This is a genomic window from Bradyrhizobium sp. RT6a (genome assembly GCF_040547675.1).
Lineage (GTDB): Bacteria > Pseudomonadota > Alphaproteobacteria > Rhizobiales > Xanthobacteraceae > Bradyrhizobium.
On record NZ_JBEPQC010000002.1, the window covers coordinates 721,307 to 739,697 of the forward strand.

Annotated in this window: 14 protein-coding genes; 8 read left to right on the forward strand and 6 right to left on the reverse strand. The window is 57.4% G+C overall.

The window, feature by feature from the left end; genetic code table 11:
• Positions 1 to 756: 756 nt before the first annotated feature.
• Positions 757 to 2,268, forward strand: coding sequence for an arylsulfatase (locus ABIC03_RS13210; protein ID WP_354058636.1), 1,512 nt, complete (start codon positions 757 to 759; stop codon positions 2,266 to 2,268).
• A 791-nt stretch (positions 2,269 to 3,059) separates the two neighbouring features.
• Here ABIC03_RS13210 and ABIC03_RS13215 read toward each other — a convergent pair.
• The 5 genes from ABIC03_RS13215 to ABIC03_RS13240 all read right to left on the reverse strand — a co-directional run bounded on the left by ABIC03_RS13215 (position 3,060) and on the right by ABIC03_RS13240 (position 6,712).
• Complete coding sequence (locus ABIC03_RS13215; protein ID WP_354058638.1) at positions 3,060 to 3,524, reverse strand: cysteine rich repeat-containing protein; 465 nt, start codon at positions 3,522 to 3,524, stop codon at positions 3,060 to 3,062.
• Between the two features lie 94 nt (positions 3,525 to 3,618).
• Positions 3,619 to 4,104, reverse strand: a complete 486-nt coding sequence (locus tag ABIC03_RS13220; RefSeq protein WP_275168325.1) for a DUF992 domain-containing protein — start codon at positions 4,102 to 4,104, stop codon at positions 3,619 to 3,621.
• A 60-nt stretch (positions 4,105 to 4,164) separates the two neighbouring features.
• On the reverse strand, positions 4,165 to 4,887 hold the full coding sequence (locus tag ABIC03_RS13225; RefSeq protein WP_354058641.1) for an outer membrane protein: 723 nt from the start codon (positions 4,885 to 4,887) through the stop codon (positions 4,165 to 4,167).
• 151 nt (positions 4,888 to 5,038) lie between these two features.
• A complete protein-coding gene (locus ABIC03_RS13230; RefSeq protein WP_354058643.1) occupies positions 5,039 to 5,728 on the reverse strand; it encodes a hypothetical protein in 690 nt (229 codons plus the stop codon).
• Positions 5,729 to 6,484: 756 nt separating this feature from the next.
• Entirely contained in the window at positions 6,485 to 6,712 is a 228-nt protein-coding gene (locus ABIC03_RS13240; RefSeq protein WP_275168323.1) for a hypothetical protein, read from the reverse strand.
• Between the two features lie 356 nt (positions 6,713 to 7,068).
• On the opposite strand from ABIC03_RS13240, the gene ABIC03_RS13245 reads away from it, so the two are divergent.
• On the forward strand, positions 7,069 to 8,079 hold the full coding sequence (locus tag ABIC03_RS13245; protein ID WP_502916882.1) for an HAD family hydrolase: 1,011 nt from the start codon (positions 7,069 to 7,071) through the stop codon (positions 8,077 to 8,079).
• Between the two features lie 225 nt (positions 8,080 to 8,304).
• Here ABIC03_RS13245 and ABIC03_RS13250 read toward each other — a convergent pair whose 3' ends face one another.
• Positions 8,305 to 9,363: a SphA family protein gene (locus ABIC03_RS13250; RefSeq protein ID WP_502916883.1), complete on the reverse strand. Its 1,059-nt coding sequence runs from the start codon at positions 9,361 to 9,363 to the stop codon at positions 8,305 to 8,307.
• Between the two features lie 276 nt (positions 9,364 to 9,639).
• Here ABIC03_RS13250 and ABIC03_RS13255 point away from each other — a divergent pair, with 276 nt between their 5' ends.
• The 6 genes from ABIC03_RS13255 to ABIC03_RS13280 all read left to right on the forward strand — a co-directional run bounded on the left by ABIC03_RS13255 (position 9,640) and on the right by ABIC03_RS13280 (position 17,991).
• Positions 9,640 to 10,593 (forward strand): helix-turn-helix domain-containing protein, encoded by a 954-nt coding sequence (locus tag ABIC03_RS13255; protein WP_354058648.1) that lies wholly within the window; start codon positions 9,640 to 9,642, stop codon positions 10,591 to 10,593.
• Positions 10,594 to 10,760: 167 nt separating this feature from the next.
• The gene (locus ABIC03_RS13260; protein WP_354058650.1) at positions 10,761 to 12,494 is read left to right on the forward strand and encodes an arylsulfatase; all 1,734 of its coding nucleotides are present in this window, start codon (positions 10,761 to 10,763) and stop codon (positions 12,492 to 12,494) included.
• Between the two features lie 93 nt (positions 12,495 to 12,587).
• Complete coding sequence (locus ABIC03_RS13265) at positions 12,588 to 14,183, forward strand: arylsulfatase (RefSeq protein ID WP_354058652.1); 1,596 nt, start codon at positions 12,588 to 12,590, stop codon at positions 14,181 to 14,183.
• Between the two features lie 21 nt (positions 14,184 to 14,204).
• Entirely contained in the window at positions 14,205 to 14,738 is a 534-nt protein-coding gene (locus ABIC03_RS13270; protein WP_275168318.1) for an HdeD family acid-resistance protein, read from the forward strand.
• Positions 14,739 to 14,844: 106 nt separating this feature from the next.
• Positions 14,845 to 15,819: a formylglycine-generating enzyme family protein gene (locus ABIC03_RS13275; protein WP_354058655.1), complete on the forward strand. Its 975-nt coding sequence runs from the start codon at positions 14,845 to 14,847 to the stop codon at positions 15,817 to 15,819.
• A 456-nt stretch (positions 15,820 to 16,275) separates the two neighbouring features.
• The gene (locus tag ABIC03_RS13280; protein ID WP_354058657.1) at positions 16,276 to 17,991 is read left to right on the forward strand and encodes an arylsulfatase; all 1,716 of its coding nucleotides are present in this window, start codon (positions 16,276 to 16,278) and stop codon (positions 17,989 to 17,991) included.
• Positions 17,992 to 18,391 lie beyond the last annotated feature (400 nt).

The following is an 18,391-nucleotide window of genomic DNA, read 5'->3' on the forward strand; positions in this document are numbered from 1 at the left end:
TCATCGAATTGCTTGCTGTGGTCGCAAATCGGCGTCGATGTCCTGTCGTGTCTCCGCCCAAATCGTATGGAGATAAACGTGATGCAAAGAACCAGCGGAATCCGCATGACCCAGCTTAGTGCGGGCGAGTGTGGTCCTTGGACCAGCCCAAGCCTAGAAGTTCAATCACCCAGTGCGCTCCTGGGAAGTATGCGGAGGTTGAGGGCGGCGGGTGTGCCCTGCACAGGATGCGTTTCCAGGATGGGCGATATGCCGGCGCGATAGGATCTGAAGCATGAACGGGGGCCGGAAGAATTTCTAAGCGGCTCATCCGCCTCCCGGCGAATAAGAGCGTGCTTGCTTGATTAGACTTTGTGGCAAGCAGACGCTCGTAGCTCCGGGCTTACTTGTTCGGAGCATGGACCGGCGCGTGCCGAAATCGCATAGACGCGCAAACGAACGTTCGTAAGGTCGTGTCGTCGTAGTGCGAGAGGTTTCAGATGTACGCAAGCAGCCGAACAACTTTCGCATCAACGCTGCTTGCGGGCAGCATGTTCGGCGGACGCATTCGAGGGCATCGGCCGTGGCGAATCGCTTTCAAGCCGATGTACTGCTGGGTGAAGCCGGTTCGCGCGATAGCACGGCGTTTTGAGTATACCGCAACAGACGATATGGCACTGATCGCCCCGGGTGCCTTTCGGCACCGCTGGTCCTAGTGCACTGCTCAGTTCTCACGCGGAAACAGGATCAATTGTCCGGGCTCAGAAAGGTGCTCCCATGAAGATCTCTGCTGGATTGCGCTTTACGTCCTGTGTGGCGCTACTAGCCGTAATGGGGTCGACGACGTTTGCGCAGCAGCGCAACAAGCCCAACGTCGTCTTTATCCTGGCTGACAATGTCGGCTACGGCGACCTCGGATCGTACGGCGGAGGCCAGCTGCGCGGAGCTCCGACGCCGCGCCTCGATGCGCTTGCCCAAGAGGGACTCCGTCTCACGCAGTTTTTGGTCGAACCGGCCTGCACGCCCTCCCGTGCAGCACTTATGACGGGCCAGTACTCGATTCGCAGTGGGCTTTCGCTGATCGCCATTGAAGGCAGCCCCTATACACTTCCTGCAAACGCCTTCACGATGGGGGAATTGTTCAAGAACGTGGGTTATGCCACCGCGATCTTTGGGAAATGGCATCTCGGAAGCGCCCCCCAAAGCCTGCCGACGGCGCACGGATTCGACGAGTTCTACGGTATTCCGCCTGACATCAGCTGGGATGCAGCAACATACCCCGCAACGATCGCTCTCACGCATTCGATCGACGAGCCTTATGATGCGTTGCTGAGAGCAGGGCCCCATATCGTCGAGGGGAAGGCTAAGGGGCCCTTGCAGACCGTCAAGCCATTCACCGAAGAGGTGCGCGCCAACATCGACAATGAGCTGGTGGACAAATCAGTCGATTTCATGCGGCGTCAAAAAGCCGCCGCGATGCCCTTCTTCCTCTACCTTCCCTTTTCCATGGGGCACTTTCCGAACCTGCCTTCTCAGCAATTCAAGGGCAAATCGCGGATTGGTAACTATGGCGACAAGCTGATGGAAGGCGATTATCACGTCGGCGAGATTCTCGACACGCTCAAGGAACTTGGACTCGAGGACAACACGATTGTCGTCTTTGCTTCCGACAATGGCCCGCAAGGACAAACCGCGCGCGAACACGGCAATCAGGGGACGCCCGACATGGGCAGTTCCGGGCCGTTCCGCGGTGAATTGGGCGAAGTGACCGAAGGAGCGATACGGACAGCGGCGATCATCCGCTGGCCTGGCAGGGTCAGGCCGGGAACGACTACATACGCCATGTTCTCCATCATGGACTTCCTGCCGACGTTCTCACATATCGTGGGAGGCACGATGCCAGCGGACCGAGCGATTGACGGCATCGATCAGTTCGATCTCCTGATCGGCGCTGCGGCCACGGGTCGTCGCGAAAGCATGTTGAGCTTTATCGGAGGAGAGCTCGTCGCCACGCGCTGGAAGCAGTGGCGCATTTACTTTACCGACGTTCACCCCACCGGTATCGGCCCGCAGCGGCAGCCGGGAATGTTCTCCGCCGGTGCTCCAATGGCCGGTTACCCGAAGATTTTCAACATTGAGATGGATCCTCACGAGGACCTCATTGTGGCTGCGATGTTTGGCTGGGTGTCGGGGCCGGCGCTCAAAACTGTCGAAGACTACAAGGCAACGACAAGGCGATATCCCAATCCGCCGGCGCCGAACATCACACAATTTGGCAGTGGCGGCTGATCCGGAGCGGCGTCATCAAGCGGATAGCGGAACACCGGCGCGACACCAGCGGCCAGACGGAAGCCGATGCGCAGCGCAGGTCTGCCGGTCCATCGTCATCCGGGCGCCGGTGAGCGCGCCGAGCGGTGCGGCAATCGGCCGGATAGGTCGCCGCAGGATATGCAAAGCCGGCATTGTCACGGCAACGAGCATTCAGAACTCATGCACGTAGCTCCACGGGGAACCGCCACCGAGAAAGATGAACGAAGTTTATCCCATGTTGTAGCGCAAGCTTCCCCTCGATGGCCTGATCGCGAGCACCGCCAGAAGGGTAGCCAGCGTGAACACATCGATAAACGTCAGACCCTCGATCGAAGATCAACATCTGACTGTGGAGGAGTGCGACGAACTCTCGCAAATCCTGATTCAAGACGCCGCAAGCATGCAGGATGGACCGCAAAGACGGAAGCTTTTGGAATTGGCGGAGTGTTACGGGGCCTTGGCGCGCCTTAAGAATCTGGTTCTTGGAAAGGTGTATTGATCGTGTGCCGGGTAGGCACGGTTTTCCCTTCCGAGCAAACCAATACTGACTTGTCTAATCGTCAAACAGTCGGTTTCGTCTCGCGCCATTGGAATTCTGAACAGCCCGAACGGTCCGGTGCGAGAGCAAAAAAAAGCTCGGGTCGTTTCTTCCGGTTCGTTGTCGGACACGGAAGTCCTTCTGCGCTGTTTGGGCCAGCGATCTTCGGGAGACCGTCAGGCTGATGGGGATAGCGACCTGGCAGGTCAATAAGGCTTTGATCGACGATGTGCTATTGAGACGACATGGTCTCGACCCTCTGAATGGCTTCCACGCAACCCGCAGAGGCTGTCGATTTATTAGACAGCAGACAAGCGGCAATTCGACCTTGGCCGGGCACTATTTTTCCACACGTTCCGGTTATCTCGGCTTTGCACGCAATCACAGCGTCTTTCAGAACGTCTGCCGTTGTTTGCACACTTGTCGCGGCTTCCCCGAGTTCAAATGCGCATTTGGGGCTGATCTTGTCTTCATGGGCTTGCATGCAATAAATCATGCGCCCTTCACCAGGCGTCACCGATTTGCAGTATTTCTTGATATCGCTTGCGCAGGCGCTCTCAAGCTTTGCCACCCTGGCGGTCAGCTTTTCCAAAAGGGCCTTTCCCACGTCGGTCTGCGCGGACGCGTTGCCAGCCGACGAAATGGCCAGGCACAGGAGAGCCCCACGGATGATAATTAATCTGACTGTCATTCTCATCGATACGTCCTCTGATGACTGGCTCCGAACCGTGCCATCGTTGAAATGGCTGCGGGCTCGTGATGAACACTGAGGGATGCTCCTTGTCTGTAATTCATTGCGCTAAGGAAAGCGTGAGGCTTGAAACTCCAAGCGACAAATTGATCCCGACCGAGCCCTCGAGGGAGAGCGGCTGCAAGGCGATCGAACGCCCCGTTCCGCCGAACAGCAGATTGGCGCCGACCCCGACGCCTACGCCAACGGCGCCACTCGCGCCCACATAAGTGCCGGATAGCGCTCCGCGTCGTGGACCTGCCGTGGGGGCAAAGACGCCCCAAGCCATCGCCCCGCCTGCCGTGATCCCGATATCGATACCGATAGTGCCCATTACGCCGAGATATGCTTCTTGCGGATAAGGGCCATTGGGTGCGAAGCGGCATGCCATCCGCTGGCGTGATCCAAAGATCAAGCCGATGGAAGGCGCCATTTTGCACGTGAGGGTACCCACGCTAACTCCGGGAGCCGGCTGCTGGGCAACCGAAGGTGATACGACCACTGCGGCGAGCCCCACGAGCAACAGCGTGAACAGACATTTGAGCATGACGAAATCCCGCGTTGCTGCAATTACTCGATGTGGGCTCAGCCAAGGGTCGAAGGCGATTCAGAACTTATAGCCAAGGCGAACCGTGACCTGGTTGTTGCTCAGCTCTTGCTTAAGCCCAATGATGCCAAGATTGAGAACCGGTATCGGATACACCAAGGATCTGGATTGATACTGTGAGTAGCGATACTCGAGGCCTGTGAACCAGTTGTTTGTAATGGCGTAGTCCACTCCGGCGCCGGCCGTCCAGCCCACCCGCGTGCCGTCGCCGCCGACCGAAATGCCGGTAAAAGGAATCGAGGTCTCGATGGATGCGAACGCCGCTCCACCCGTCACATAGAGCAGGGCGCGGTCGGCAGCGTAGCCGAGCCGGCCGCGTATCGAGCCGCCCCATTTGCTATGCGCCGTGAGGAAATCGCCGGTGATGGCGGTGTAGCGTATTACGCCGACCGTCCATCCCTGAAAATCGCCTTCCACGCCCAACACAAACTGACCCGCTTGGTAGTTATAGCCAGTGAGAATTCCATATGTCAGGCCATCCTTACGCGAGCCGGATGTGAGCAGGAATGGAGCCCCGAACAAATGTGCGCCGGTCGTGTATTGGGGGTTCGTTTGTATCCACCCCAGCTCTCCACCAACGTAGAAGCCTGTCCATGAAAACGCAGGCGCATAGGCGACCGGTGCGAGCGGCTCCAGTCGACCTGGGAGGTCGGCAGCAGATGCCGATGCGCTAACGGCGCCGGTCGTGGTGGCGAGGAGAGCGATACGTGACAAACGCCACATGAGCCGGTCCTTATGAGTTGAAGCCGCCAAGTTTTACCGACGGAATTCTGGAGGAGCATTCGGGGAAGCCGAGCGGCTGTCAGGATTGAGCGCCCGCGGCAAAGGGCGCCGAGCTCCGAAGGCAAGAGGGTCTGTTCTCGGAGGTGCGTCTTCAATAGCAAGGCGGGTAAGGGTAGTAGCCGCAGGCCGGAGGGGGCGGATAGGAACGATAATATGGGGCGGCATAAGCTGCCGCCCCATATGCGGCAGCCCCTGCAGCGCCCGCGTACATTGCGCCGCGGAATGCTGAACGGCGAGCAACTCCGGCAAACGATAGCGGCGTCAGCGGTCGCCCGATAATATCGATGAAGATCGCTGCCGCTCCGTCGGCGCCGGCGAGATCACCTTCCAGCGTCTGCACGGTGAACGTCAGCTTGTCACCCTCGAGCTTCGGGCTCTTCAGCACCACGACTGCATCCTTCACTGAGCCGTCCTTCGCTAAAACGGACACTGTCGCATTGGGCGGGTTCTTGGCGAAGCTGTCCTCTCCTGCGCCCCATTCTGCAATCACGTCGGCGGTGGCCTGGTGACCGGCAGCTCGTATCGGGCGATCGGCGAAGATAATCGAGCTCGGCGTGACGCCAGTCAGAACCAAGTTATCTCCCTGCAGTGATGCACCGCGGGAGTTCATTACGAACAGGGACGGGACGATTTCGGGTTTGGCAGGCGCGCTGGGGGTGCCGATCGTTTTGATTGGGGACGATGATGGACCTGCCTGCCCAAATGCGCTGGCGATGCCTGTGAACGCGATGGAAACGCCCAAAAATCCTGCGAGCGCGGCGGTCTTGGTCTTGCTCGTCATATCGCCCCCTTATTCGTCAACGTTCTCGGACGTCTCGCTTCCAGAATTGTCGCAAGGCGTCCCGTTACTCGGGGCGACCATGGAAGAGCGTTGTGCGTTTGGCTATGCAATTCCGGCGACCGGAAAGGTAATTCTCTCTGCCGGCCAATTCTGACGCGGAATCTGGGGATGAAGGCTCTCGCAAGACCACGTGCTCCACATCGTGAAGCTTAAAAATTGCGGTCAAGAGCAATGTCATTTGAATCCGGCCGAGAGCCGCTCTTGCTTGAGCATGACGGCAATGGCCTCAATGATGCTATTTGAGGACTTGCTTTGCAGTAGACGATCACCTCATGCTCGAGCTCTTTTGATCTCGCTATATTGTAATGCTTCTTGGCGAGGCCGTTGTACCAGCCGCTATATCAGGTGGGGAGCCGATCGGCGTCCCCCTGCTAGGTGCCTGCAAGCGCGGCGCAGGTCAATGTTTGGACGTCGATGTATCCGTTTGCATCCGCATATGCGGTGAGGTCCGTTTGCGCTTCGCATGCGAGTTTTCCGCCAAAAGCATTGTTGTCACGACAAGGAGCATCTTGCGCATTGTTGGCCTCTCTGAAGTGTTAAGGCAGTCCGGTTGTCGGCGTCGAGATCACAATAAAATGGCCTGTCTGCAACTCGGTTCGTTTCGTGGCATCGACCTACGCGGCCCAAGATCGCGTGCGACAGGACCGACTTGATCACCCTCACGGATGAGGAAGTTCATCAAAAAGTTCTGCTCCCTCAGAATTGGCCGGGTTGAGCAGGAGGGCTGGGCCAGTCTACGCGGAAGTTATTTGGGTTGCGCCGATCAAACAGATCCTGTCGAGCGACCATGCTAGATCTCACGCGCAGAGCGGACCGAGTATCGCGAATTGTCACGGTGCGTTCGTGCCCGTCTTTGGCGATGGCCACTGACGGCAGCGCATGTTCAAGGATGAGAATGATAGCCAGCGAGCGGGCGGTGATCATGAACAATCCTACAATCCTGCAGTCGGCCATGGAGTGGTTGCTGTCCTCGCCTCCAAAGCGATCGTGCCTGGAGGTGGTTTATCGCAGTGGCTTGCCGCAGTCTGAAGTTCAACACTCAGGCGCGCTATGCAATTCCGGAGAAATTTAATTCATTCGATTTTGTGGCAGTTCCATGTGAACGCGCCCGTAGGGGAGACATATTTCGGAAAGGTTGAGCAATGTCGAGCTTCCTCCTTCATTGCTCGTAAACCCGTGTATTCCGAAGATTCGCCGAAACTGCATAGACGGTGAGCATCCAAGTCCATCAAGCTTTGACTAGACGGCTGCTGTCATCAATTGGCTTTTGGAGGTGAGCTATGAGGCGCAAATGTTGGCGCGCCATTGCCGGCGCGATACTGTGCGTGGCGCTGACTCTCAGCTGGCTGCCGCGCGCGTCTGCCCAAGATGACCCATTGCCGTCATGGAACGATACTTCGACTAAACAAGCCATCGTCGATTTCGTGCGTCGAGTTACGACGTCCGGAAGTTCCCAGTATGTGCCGCCCGCCGCACGTATCGCGACCTTCGACAACGATGGCACGCTTTGGGTTGAGCAACCAATGTATGTTCAATTGGTATTCGCCCTCGAGCGGGTAAAGGCTTTGGCGCCATTGCATCCGGAATGGCGATATACCGAGCCTTTCCAGTCGGTTCTTGAGGGCGACATGAAAGCACTGGCGGGGTTCAGCGAGCGGAGCCTCCTCGATCTGATCATGCAGACCCATGCCGGGATGACCACTGACGAGTTCTCGAAAATAGTAATGGATTGGCTCGGCTCCGCGCGCGATCCGCGCTTCCGGCGGCCATATACTGATCTGGTCTACCAGCCAATGCTTGAGTTGCTCTCTTACCTGCGGGCGAACGGCTTCAAGACCTTTATCGTCTCGGGCGGTGGAGTTGAGTTCATGCGTCCATGGACAGATAAGGTTTACGGGGTTCCTCCCGACCAGGTCGTAGGCTCATCCATCAAGACCAAATTCGAGATGCGCGACGGAATTCCTACGCTGTTTCGTTTGCCGGAGTTGAACTTCATCGACGATAAGGCGGGCAAGCCCGTCGGCATCAACGAAGCCGTAGGCCGCCGCCCAATTGCTGCATTCGGAAACTCAGACGGAGATCTCGAAATGCTTCAATGGACTACCATCAGCGACGGCTTGCGCTTTGGGGCTATCGTTCATCACACCGACGCAGTGCGCGAGTACGCCTACGATCGGCAGTCGCATTTCGGGCATCTCGACGTTGCTTTGGACGCCGCTGCTACGAATAGGTGGACGGTGATCGATATGAAAAAAGACTGGAAAGTGATCTTTCCCTTCGATACGCGCTGAAAACACTGCTGGTTCATTCTATCTGCACTGCATTCTATCTGCACTTCATTCGGCATCAGGCGCGATTGCAGCCACGAACGTCAAATTGGCGATGGCCCCGGCCGTTGGGTGTAATTCGCCGGCCCGGTAGCGCTTCCGGCATGGCGGCCAAGCCCGTCCGATCGAGCGATTAGAAGGAAAGTAGAAGGCGCGTTGGGAGGCGAAGGCCTCGGCGGCTTTGCGGCCCTACTTCGTCACGAGATGCCGGGTCGCTTTCGCATCAATTGCCGCAGTTGGGGAAATTGCAAACGTCAGCCAAGTATTCCAACCAGATGGCCGGTTGGCCGCATTGAATTCCCCATACGCCTTAATGTTTAAGTACCCCTGCATGTCGCCGACGGGAAAGATGTATCCGAATTGGGGCCCCACGCCGAGAACGCGGGATCTGAAGCCACCAAGCAGTGGATGACCGCCAGTATCATCTGAGACTTGCTGATAGGCGTAGCCAACGAAGCCCACAAAAGCCTGTTTCGTAAGAAATTGGGCTGTGCTCCAGTCGAAATGAAAATCGATCCCGCTTTGAACCTGAGTGTCGGGGTTCTTGAAATTGTAGGTAAACCCTGCAACTCCGGAAATCGTCACGCCGGAAGCCGGGTTCAGATAGGTGTAGCCGCCGCCGGCATCGATCGCGCCGTGGCCGATACCAAGGTTCGCGATGCGACTTGGATCGTAAGCGCCGACGGGAATGTCGCCCGTTATATACGTCATGTAATTGTTGACACCCGAATTCCATTTGAGCGTGATCATCGGATAGAGGTCGCCGACAGACGTGATTGAATCTCCGATACTCCCCATCCGGGTTGCCGCAAATCCTCCCAGGTTAGCTGTCAATGTTCCGTCAATGGTCGCGGCTGACCGGCCGAATATGCCGGTTACTCCCATCGCCAACTGACCACCAAGGACCGGCGTGCCGAAAGTGTAGGTTGGGTTGAGCAACAAGAGATCGGCTTGCGCGTTCAGGCTCGCGTTGAGGCTGACATTGACAGTCGGTGCCAATCTGCCGACCTGAATCTCTCTTGCCGCAGCGACGGAGCCGGAGGCTGCAACACTCGTGTGGTAGTAGACGGTTCCCATTGACCAGCCCGGCGCGCCCTGCGGGACTGCCGGCAGACTGCTGACCTGGCCCGGCAGCCAGAACGAAATGCCGCTTTCGTCGGCGCGGGACTGTTGGCTCGTGAGGATCAGCATCGCACAGATCGCACCGGTACCGAGCTGGAAGTCCCTGATCGAACGATCACGCCGCATCTGCCCGCTCCTCGATACATGCTTATCCTATGCTATCTGCGGTTCGGCCTTAAGCTATGCAAAATCGGCAAAAACAACAAACTGTGCGTGGTTGATGTACCGGCGCAACACTCGGAGTAAAGCGCGAGTCGCGTAGCGGAGATCTCAGGGCACCAAAAAGTCGCGACGGAGCACAATCGGCTTCCGAAGCTGCATAGGCAGGTCGTTGCCAATCTACCATGCTGTAGCCCGGCTGGGCTCGCGGCGGTGGCGGCCATCTCGAACGAGACGATTCGGATGATCCAGAACGGAACGGCGATCTTCGTTAGTCCCGATGCCTACGGTGCGGCGATTGGAGCAGAAAAGGTCGAGCTTTTTGTAACAGGTAATGGAGAGTTCAAGGGGCAATTGACCCACTTGAAAATTGGTCGCCTGCACGTGCTGAGAGGAAGAGAGAACCTTCCCCGCATCGCCTTTATCGCCTTGCCGTCGGCCCATGTGCATATCTCGTTTTCGACAAGCCGGACGCGGAGCATGGTCTATTGCGGCGTGGCCTTGAACTTCGGCGACCTGGTGTTCCATTCCCTTGAACAGCGAGCACACCAGCGCACGACTGGAGGAGCCGAGTGGTGCCTTATATCTCTGCCGCCAGACGAGCTTACCGCATGCAGCAGAAGGTTGATCGGCGAAAGTATCAGAGTGCCATCAGAATCCTGTGACGTCATGCCTGCACACGACGCCACCGCAGCGTTTCTTGCCATCGTTTCGAAGCTGTGCGATCTCGCTGAACTGATGGGAGAAGTATTCTCAACAGCGGGCGCCGCCTCGCTTGAGCGCGAGTTGCTCAGCGCGCTTGTCAAATGCCTGTCGATCAAGAATGGGGGTAGACCCTCGAACTCCAGGCGGCGCCACTCGGACATTATGGTTGGTTTCGAGGACTGCTTGGCTCGACAAAAAGAGCCTCATTTGAATCTGTCGGAGCTCTGCACCACAATCGGGGTGCCGGAGCGCACCTTGCGACTTTGCTGCGCCGAATTTCTGGGCGTTAGTCCAAGCCGTTACTACCTGTTGCAGCGATTGAATAGGGCGCGATCAGCATTGCGTTGCGCCGATCCGGCATCAGCCAGTGTTTCAGAGATTGCGCGAAATCATCACTTTACCGAACTCGGGCGCTTCGCGGTGGCTTACCGCGACGTCTTCGGAGAGACGCCGTCATCAACGTTGCGCCGCGTCTCCAGCAAGGAGGAGTAATTCAAGCGCTGTGCCGAATTCGCATAGCGCGATCGAAGAAACTTCGGACAGACTAACCTCCACGGAGAGCGGAGCCCTGTGAGTGGGGCAGCTCCTCTTCGCTTCTGCACCCCACAGACTTCGAGAAGTCTGCCGATCAAGTATCGTGACAGCTAGGAGCCGGAGTTATGAAGATCACTAGAAACTTCAAACGTATGCTGGTGTCAGCAACCGCCTTGGCGGCAGTCAGTCTGCCGGTAATCTCCCTGCCTGCCTTCGCACAGGCACCAGCCGGAAAGCCCAACATCCTCTTCATCATGGGCGACGACATTGGACTATACCAGCCAGGCATTTATCATCGCGGATTGATGGTTGGCGAGACACCCAATATCGACCGCATCGGCAACGAGGGTGCGATCTTCACACATTACTATGCCGAGCAAAGTTGCACGGCCGGAAGGAACGCTTTCTTCACTGGAATGCATCCGTTGCGCACAGGTATGATTCCTCCGCAGTTGCCTGGCAGCCCGTCCTATCTACGACCCGGCACACCGGCACTCGCAAAATTCCTGCTGGATCTCGGTTATAATACCGGCGAATTTGGCAAAAACCATCTCGGCGACCATACCGATGCATTGCCGACCGCGCATGGATTTCAGGAATTCTGGGGCTATTTGTATCATCTCGACGCGATGCAGGGCGTGAGCTTCCCGGACCTCAACAAGTCTCCTACTCAACAGACCGTTGCTCCGCCGTGCAAGAACACGCCGATACCTGGGTTGCAGGAGGTAAATGGTGCGGTTGATCCGAAAACGTCACCAGTTTGCCTGACACCGCCGCGACCAGTCTTGTCGTGCAAATCGTCCGATGGCACCGCAAAGAACATGACGTGCAGCGACCAAGGTCCCCTGACGCTTGAGCGCTCGAAGAGCGTCGACGAGGAAATCTCGGCGAAGGTCGTTGACTTCCTCGATCGCAATGACCCGAAGAAAACCAACAAACCCTTCTTCGCCTGGTACAATCCGGCACGCATGCACATTACGACCGTGCTGAATGAGAAGTACGCGGGCATGATTGGCGAAGCCGGCGGCAAGGATTGGGGCCTTAACGAGGCCGGCATGAAGCAGCTGGATGATAACATCGGCACTGTGCTTAAGAAGCTCGAGGACATGGGCCAACTCGACAATACGATCGTCGTGTTCACGACCGACAATGGCGCCGAAACCATCACCTTCCCGGACGGCGGCACTACCCCATTCAAGGGCGGCAAGCTTAGCACTTGGGAAGGCGGCATGCGTGCACCTGCACTTATCCGTTGGCCGGGAGTGATCAAGCCAGGCACGATCAAGAACGATATTTTTGCGTCGCTGGATTGGATGCCGACGCTTATCAATATTGCGGGCGGCGCCAAGGGTGATGGTTTGAAGAAGCGCATCGAGGCCGGGCAATATCCCGGCATCGTCAAGACGACCTTGGATGGCGTCGATCAGACCGAGTACCTCTCCGGACGTTCGGAAAAGTCTGCGCGCGACACATTCTTCTACTATTCCGGCAAGGACCCCTCGGCGGTTCGGTACAAGAACTGGAAGATCTACTTCACGATGGTATCTGACGCTCCATCCGGCTTTATTGCTGGCGCGCTTCCCTACCACTGGGCACAGGTCGTCAATATCAAGCGAGATCCGTTCGAGACGTCGATCGGTGCGCAGTTCAAGACCCTCATGGGCCAGGGTGGCACGATCGGTTCACCTTCGACGGCCTACGTTTACGACTGGAACATGTTGCCCATCGGTCAGACGCTGTGGCTGAAGGAATTGGAGACCTACGTCGAATATCCGCCGCTCCAGGATCCTGCAAGCTACAACCTCGACCAGGTTATCCAGCAGCTCAAGCAGGCCAAGACTGCTGGACGGAGCGATTAGCGAACGGTTAGTGCTCGATTGAAACACAATTAGCGGCCGGCCGCGAAGGGCCGGCCGCATGTTCCAGAAATTCCAGGAATCACAGGACGTAGAATGGGCTTCAGTAAGATCATCCGACCAAGCCTGATCGCACTCGCCACCTTGGCCGCCGTCAACACTTCTGTTCGAGCGCAACAGCCGCAGAAGCCCAACATTCTCGTTATTATGGCTGACGACATCGGTTACTGGAATATCAGTGCTTACAACCGGGGTATGATGGGATATCGGACGCCCAACATCGATCGTATCGCCAACGAGGGCGCAATTTTCACCGACTATTATGGGCAACAGTCCTGTACAGCCGGTCGTGCTGCTTTCATCACCGGGCAGAGTCCGCTCCGCACGGGCCTTTTGAAAGTTGGGCTGCCTGCAGCCAAGGAAGGGCTCTCCGCGAAAGACCCAACGATCGCGGAGCTCTTGAAACCGCAGGGTTACGCAACCGCACAATTCGGCAAGAACCATCTAGGTGACCGCAACGAATTTCTGCCGACCGTGCACGGCTTCGATGAGTTTTTTGGAAATCTTTATCATCTAAATGCCGAGGATGAACCAGAGCATGCGGATTATCCGGCTAATCCATCGTTCCGGGCGAAATTCGGTCCGCGCGGAGTCATGAAGTGTTTTGCTACGGCAACTGCGACGCCCGGCGACGATCCCCGATTTGGACCTCTTGGCAAACAGCAGTGTGAGGACACCGGTCCTCTTACCAAGAAGCGAATGGAGACGATTGATGAGGAATTTCTAAAGGCATCGACAGATTTCATCGATCGCGCCAATCGGGACAAGAAGCCGTTCTTCGTTTGGTTCAATCCCAGCCGCATGCATATCTGGACGCGCCTTAAGAAGGAATCGCAAGGCAAGACGGGTTTGGGCATCTACCCCGATGGCATGGTCGAACACGACGGGCAGGTCGGCCAGTTGCTGAAGAAACTCGACGACCTCGGTATTTCCAACAACACGATCGTCGTCTACACGACCGACAATGGCGCTGAAACTTTCAGCTGGCCTGATGGTGGAACCACGCCGTTCAAAGGCGAGAAGAACACCAATTGGGAGGGCGGCTATCGGGTCCCCGCGATGATCCGTTGGCCCGGCCTCGTCCCGGCGAAAACGGAAATCAACGAAATTTTCTCCGCCGAGGATTGGGCGACGACGCTGGTTGCTGCCGCCGGCGAGCCCGCTATCAAGGAAAAGCTGCTGCAAGGCTATGATGCGGCAGGCCAGAACTTCAAGGTTCATCTAGACGGCTATGATCAGCGCGACCTGCTGGCAGGAAAGGGGCCCGACAAACGTAGAGAATTCTTTTACTGGACCGATGACGGCGACCTCGCCGGGCTCCGCTTCGACCAATGGAAAGCAGTCTTTCTCGAGCAGAAGGCCGAAGGTTTCAGCGTCTGGCAACAACCGATGGTTCAGCTCCGCCTCCCAATGCTGTTCAACTTGCGCTCCGATCCATTCGAGCGCGCCCAACGTGAGTCCGGCGACTATGTCAGATGGTTTATCGAGCATGCGTTCGTGGTCGTGCCCGCGCAGGCAATTGTGGGGCAGCACCTAGCAACTTTCGCGCAATTTCCGCCTCGGCAACGTCCGGGTTCGTTCTCCGTCGAAGAGGCGATGGATAAACTGAGGCTGCCGCCGGCCAACAATTAGCAAAACTCCGGAGGTTAGGTCATGACCAACATCGCCGTCCTGCCACAGCAGTCCAGCATCTGGTGGGTTTTCCTCCTGCAAGGGTTTGCCGGCGTCATACTGGGCCTTATGCTTGTCACCCAACCCAGCGCGACGATCCTCGCGCTCACAACGTTTTTGGGATTTTACTGGCTCATAACGGGCTTGCTTGCGTTCGTCCAAGTGTTTATCGATCGCTCAACGCCATGGATATGGTCGTTGCTCAGCGGAGTGGTTGGCGTTCTCGCAGGTCTTTTCGTTCTGCGACACCCGCTCGTTGCTGCCCTGACTGTGCCGACGGTGCTGGTGCTCATTCTCGGCGTTCAAGGACTTCTCATGGGCACTCTGCAGATCATTGCCGGCCTCAAGGGTGGCGGCATCGGGCCGCTTATCTTGGGAGCGATCAACGGCCTGGTTGGTCTTCTGCTACTAGGGTCTCCCATAGCAGCCGCATTGGCCGTGCCGGTTGTCTTTGGTGCGCTGCTCCTCATTCAGGGCGCGGGATTGGTAATCCTGGCCTTTCGAGTTCGTAGCTAAGGCTTTCTTTTCTCTTCGGGGTTTACGGATTTTGCCGAATTCGCATAGTGCGCACGGCGCAGGGTGGGCATTCTGCTGCTGAAGTGACCGTCAAGACGGAAGTCACATGAATTCTGCCCGCCAGTCTGATCTCAGGCGCCCCCTTGAAGATCCTCCGCATGAGATGGTGCGCGTACCAGGCGGTACGTTTCGGATGGGCTCGGACAAGCATTATCCGGAAGAAGCTCCCGCCCACCGCGTCACCGTGGACGGTTTTTGGATGGACCGGACCCCTGTAACCAATCGCCAGTTCCGCGACTTTATCAACGCGACCGGCTACGTCACCTTCGCCGAGATAACTCCTGAAGCGAAGGATTATCCGAACGCATTGCCGCAGATGCTTAAAGCTGGCTCCCTTGTCTTCACTCCGCCCAAAGAGGCGGTGGATCTGCGGTACTGGGGTGAGTGGTGGACCTTCGCCTTCGGCGCCAACTGGCGGCGGCCGTACGGACGCCACAGCAATATCCGTGGCCTCGAAGATCATCCCGTCGTCCACGTCGCATTACGCGACGTGGACGCATACGCAAAATGGGCCGGGAAGGATCTGCCAACCGAAGCCGAGTGGGAATTCGCCGCGCGAGGCGGATTGAGCGAGGCGGAGTTCGCGTGGGGAGACGAACTGACGCCTGCTGGCAAACACATGGCAAACACCTGGCAGGGTGACTTCCCGCATGAGAACCTCTTAGCCGATGGCTTCGAACGTACCTCGCCGGTGACCGCGTTTCCACCGAATGGCTACGGCCTCTATGACATGATCGGGAATGTCTGGGAGTGGACGGCCGATTGGTATTCGCCGAAGCACGACGCCGATGCGCCGAAGGCTTGTTGCATTCCGCAGAATCCCCGCGGCGGCGCCGAAGGCGAAAGCTACGACCCACGTACCCCAAACATCAGCATTCCCCGGAGAGTGCTTAAGGGAGGCTCGCATCTGTGCGCGCCGAACTACTGCCGACGGTATCGCCCGGCAGCCCGTCACGCCGAGCCGATCGATACTTCGGCGAGCCATGTTGGATTCCGGTGTATCTCCAGGACGAAATCCTGATGAAAAAGGCCATTGCCTAGCTTGCCATCTGCCCATGTCTCAGATGCTTCTCGACGTAAGCGCTATTGCAACGCTCGTGTCGGTTCATCTTAGCGTTCTCGACGAGCAAAATGTTTCTCGGTCCAGGTATTTTCCAGTGTGCTGCCTCCCTTGTAGAGGAGGCTAACGTTTTTAGCGTGTGGCGGCGCTCAGGTTGATCCCTCGGCCACCAACAGTGCGGTGTCGCATTCGTCCTTGGCTCTTAGCTGACATGCCGCGACTGTCGGGGTTGGGTCCAAAACGCATATGCGTGCGTTCGAAGCGGCTGCCGTTTGTGCATAGTCGATCGCTGGAAACACAGTCAAAGTGCGGCGTCGGCATCAGCGTGTCGGATCACAAGATCTGATGTGCCCTGCGTGATATTCGTTGGGTTGAGTTAAAGCCCGTTAGCCACCGCGAACAGGAAAAAGGACTGTCATGAGCGACAAAAAGGCGTCCGAGAAGTCAGAGCTCTCTAGCGGGCCGAGCAGCGCAGGATTGAAACGCCGCGAATTGCTGTTGAGCGGCAGCTCTCTGGTCGCGGCCTCCGCACTCGCAGCCGTCGGGTTGACGAACCCTGCCCAGGCGCAGCAGGCAACGACAGCGCCCGCAGCTGCGTCTGCCGGACAGAAGCCCAACATCGTCGTCATCATGGGCGACGACATCGGCATCTGGAATCTTGGCGCTTATCACCGCGGCATGATGGCCGGCCGGACTCCGAATTTGGACAAGATCGCCGCCGAGGGCATGCTGTTCACCGACTACTACGCCGAGGCGAGTTGTACGGCCGGCCGCGCCAACTTCATCACTGGCGAGCTGCCGATCCGCACCGGTATGACTACGGTTGGGCAAGCCGGCGCTCCCACTGGTCTGCCGGCTCAGGCGGTAACGATCGCTCAGGCGCTAAAAGGAATGGGCTACGCGACCGGCCAATTCGGGAAAAATCATCTCGGTGATAAGAACGAGTTCTTGCCAACCGTTCACGGCTTCGACGAATTCTTCGGCTACCTCTATCATCTCGACGCGATGGAAGATCCAGCTCATCCCGCCTATCCGCAGGATTTGCTGAACACCGTCGGTCCGCGGAACATGATTCATTCATATGCCACCAGCGTTGACGACGCGACGGTAGATCCACGCTGGGGCAGGGTAGGCAAGCAGAAGATCGAGGACGCCGGAACGCTCTATCCGAAGCGAATGGAAACGGTGGACGACGAAATTCGCGACTTCTCGCTGGCGTTCATCGATAAGGCGAAGGCTGAGAACAAGCCGTTTTTCCTGTGGCTCAACCCGACCCGCATGCATATCGTCACCCATCTGTCGCCGAAATATCAGGCGTTACGCAACTCCAAGAACGGCTGGACGATCCATGAAGCCGGTATGGCGCAACTCGACGATGACGTCGGTATCGTTATGAAGAAGCTCAAGGACATGGGGGTCGACGACAACACCATCGTCATCTTCACAACCGACAACGGCACCGAAGTGTTCACCTGGCCTGACGGCGGACAGACGCCTTTCGCGCAGAGCAAAGGCACGGTGATGGAAGGCGGCTTCCGCGCGCCGGCAATGATCCGGTGGCCCGGCAAAGTGCCGGCGGGCAGGGTGGAAAATGGGATGATCTCCGGCCTCGACTGGTTCCCGACACTTCTTGCAGCCGCGGGCAATCCCAACATTGCGGAAGAATTGAAGAAGGGAAAACAGATCGGCGATACCACGTTCAAATGCCATCTCGATGGGTACAACCAGATGGATATGATCACCGGTCAGGGACCGTCGAAAAGGCACGAAATCTGGTACTTCGGCGAGAGCGAACTCGGCGCGGTTCGCATCGATGACTACAAGTTTCGTTTCATCGACCAGCCCGGGGGCTGGCTGGGTGACAAAACCAAGCCGGACGTACCCTACATAACCAACCTCCGCCTCGATCCGTTTGAGCGCACTGGCTGGCCGAACAATGGGACCAAGGAGGGCGCGCAGCAATATTTCGATTGGTTCAAATACGAATTCTGGCGCTTCGTATTTGTCCAACAACAGGTTGAAAAACTGGCGATGACCGCGATCGAGTTTCCGCCGATGCAGAAGGGCGCGAGTTTCAATCTTGAGGCTGTGAAAGCGAAGATCGCCGCAGCCCAAGCAGCAATCGCCAAGTAAATTGAGCTTCGTTGACAAAATTCTACGGGTGCCCCGATAGCGAGGCGCCCGTCGTTTTTTTGATTAAGCTAATCACCTGCGGGCGCCCTGTGGCAGCGAATGAGTTGGTCCGCAGCATGCGTATTCGGCCTTTCGAGCGGAGGTCTGTTTACGACGTTGATCCGGACATCGCACGACTTGCTCAACGATCCAACGGGCCTAAGCGGGATCGACATTCATCGTGAGCCTACGATCGAGTTCTGAGCGACGACTTGTCTTCGCCGTTTCGTCCTATGGCGCACGATGTAGGCTGGCGAAGGGGGGCTGGCCAAGTATTTCATCACACGCAACCAAGAGGCGACCCTGCTCCGCAGAGTCGTGGGTGGTAATATCTGCGCAACTGATGGCGACGCGCGCCTTC

Bases quoted from the DNA above. Each gene is read 5' to 3' on its own strand.
- ABIC03_RS13260 (WP_354058650.1), top strand. From the start codon at position 10,761: ATGAAGATCACTAGAAACTTCAAACGTATGCTGGTGTCAGCAACCGCC.
- ABIC03_RS13275 (WP_354058655.1), top strand. From the start codon at position 14,845: ATGAATTCTGCCCGCCAGTCTGATCTCAGGCGCCCCCTTGAAGATCCT.
- ABIC03_RS13220 (WP_275168325.1), bottom strand. From the start codon at position 4,104: ATGCTCAAATGTCTGTTCACGCTGTTGCTCGTGGGGCTCGCCGCAGTG.
- ABIC03_RS13245 (WP_502916882.1), top strand. From the start codon at position 7,069: ATGAGGCGCAAATGTTGGCGCGCCATTGCCGGCGCGATACTGTGCGTG.
- ABIC03_RS13270 (WP_275168318.1), top strand. From the start codon at position 14,205: ATGACCAACATCGCCGTCCTGCCACAGCAGTCCAGCATCTGGTGGGTT.
- ABIC03_RS13265 (WP_354058652.1), top strand. From the start codon at position 12,588: ATGGGCTTCAGTAAGATCATCCGACCAAGCCTGATCGCACTCGCCACC.
- ABIC03_RS13240 (WP_275168323.1), bottom strand. From the start codon at position 6,712: ATGATCACCGCCCGCTCGCTGGCTATCATTCTCATCCTTGAACATGCG.
- ABIC03_RS13215 (WP_354058638.1), bottom strand. From the start codon at position 3,524: ATGAGAATGACAGTCAGATTAATTATCATCCGTGGGGCTCTCCTGTGC.
- ABIC03_RS13210 (WP_354058636.1), top strand. From the start codon at position 757: ATGAAGATCTCTGCTGGATTGCGCTTTACGTCCTGTGTGGCGCTACTA.
- ABIC03_RS13250 (WP_502916883.1), bottom strand. From the start codon at position 9,363: ATGCGGCGTGATCGTTCGATCAGGGACTTCCAGCTCGGTACCGGTGCG.
- ABIC03_RS13280 (WP_354058657.1), top strand. From the start codon at position 16,276: ATGAGCGACAAAAAGGCGTCCGAGAAGTCAGAGCTCTCTAGCGGGCCG.
- ABIC03_RS13225 (WP_354058641.1), bottom strand. From the start codon at position 4,887: ATGTGGCGTTTGTCACGTATCGCTCTCCTCGCCACCACGACCGGCGCC.
- ABIC03_RS13230 (WP_354058643.1), bottom strand. From the start codon at position 5,728: ATGACGAGCAAGACCAAGACCGCCGCGCTCGCAGGATTTTTGGGCGTT.
- ABIC03_RS13255 (WP_354058648.1), top strand. From the start codon at position 9,640: ATGATCCAGAACGGAACGGCGATCTTCGTTAGTCCCGATGCCTACGGT.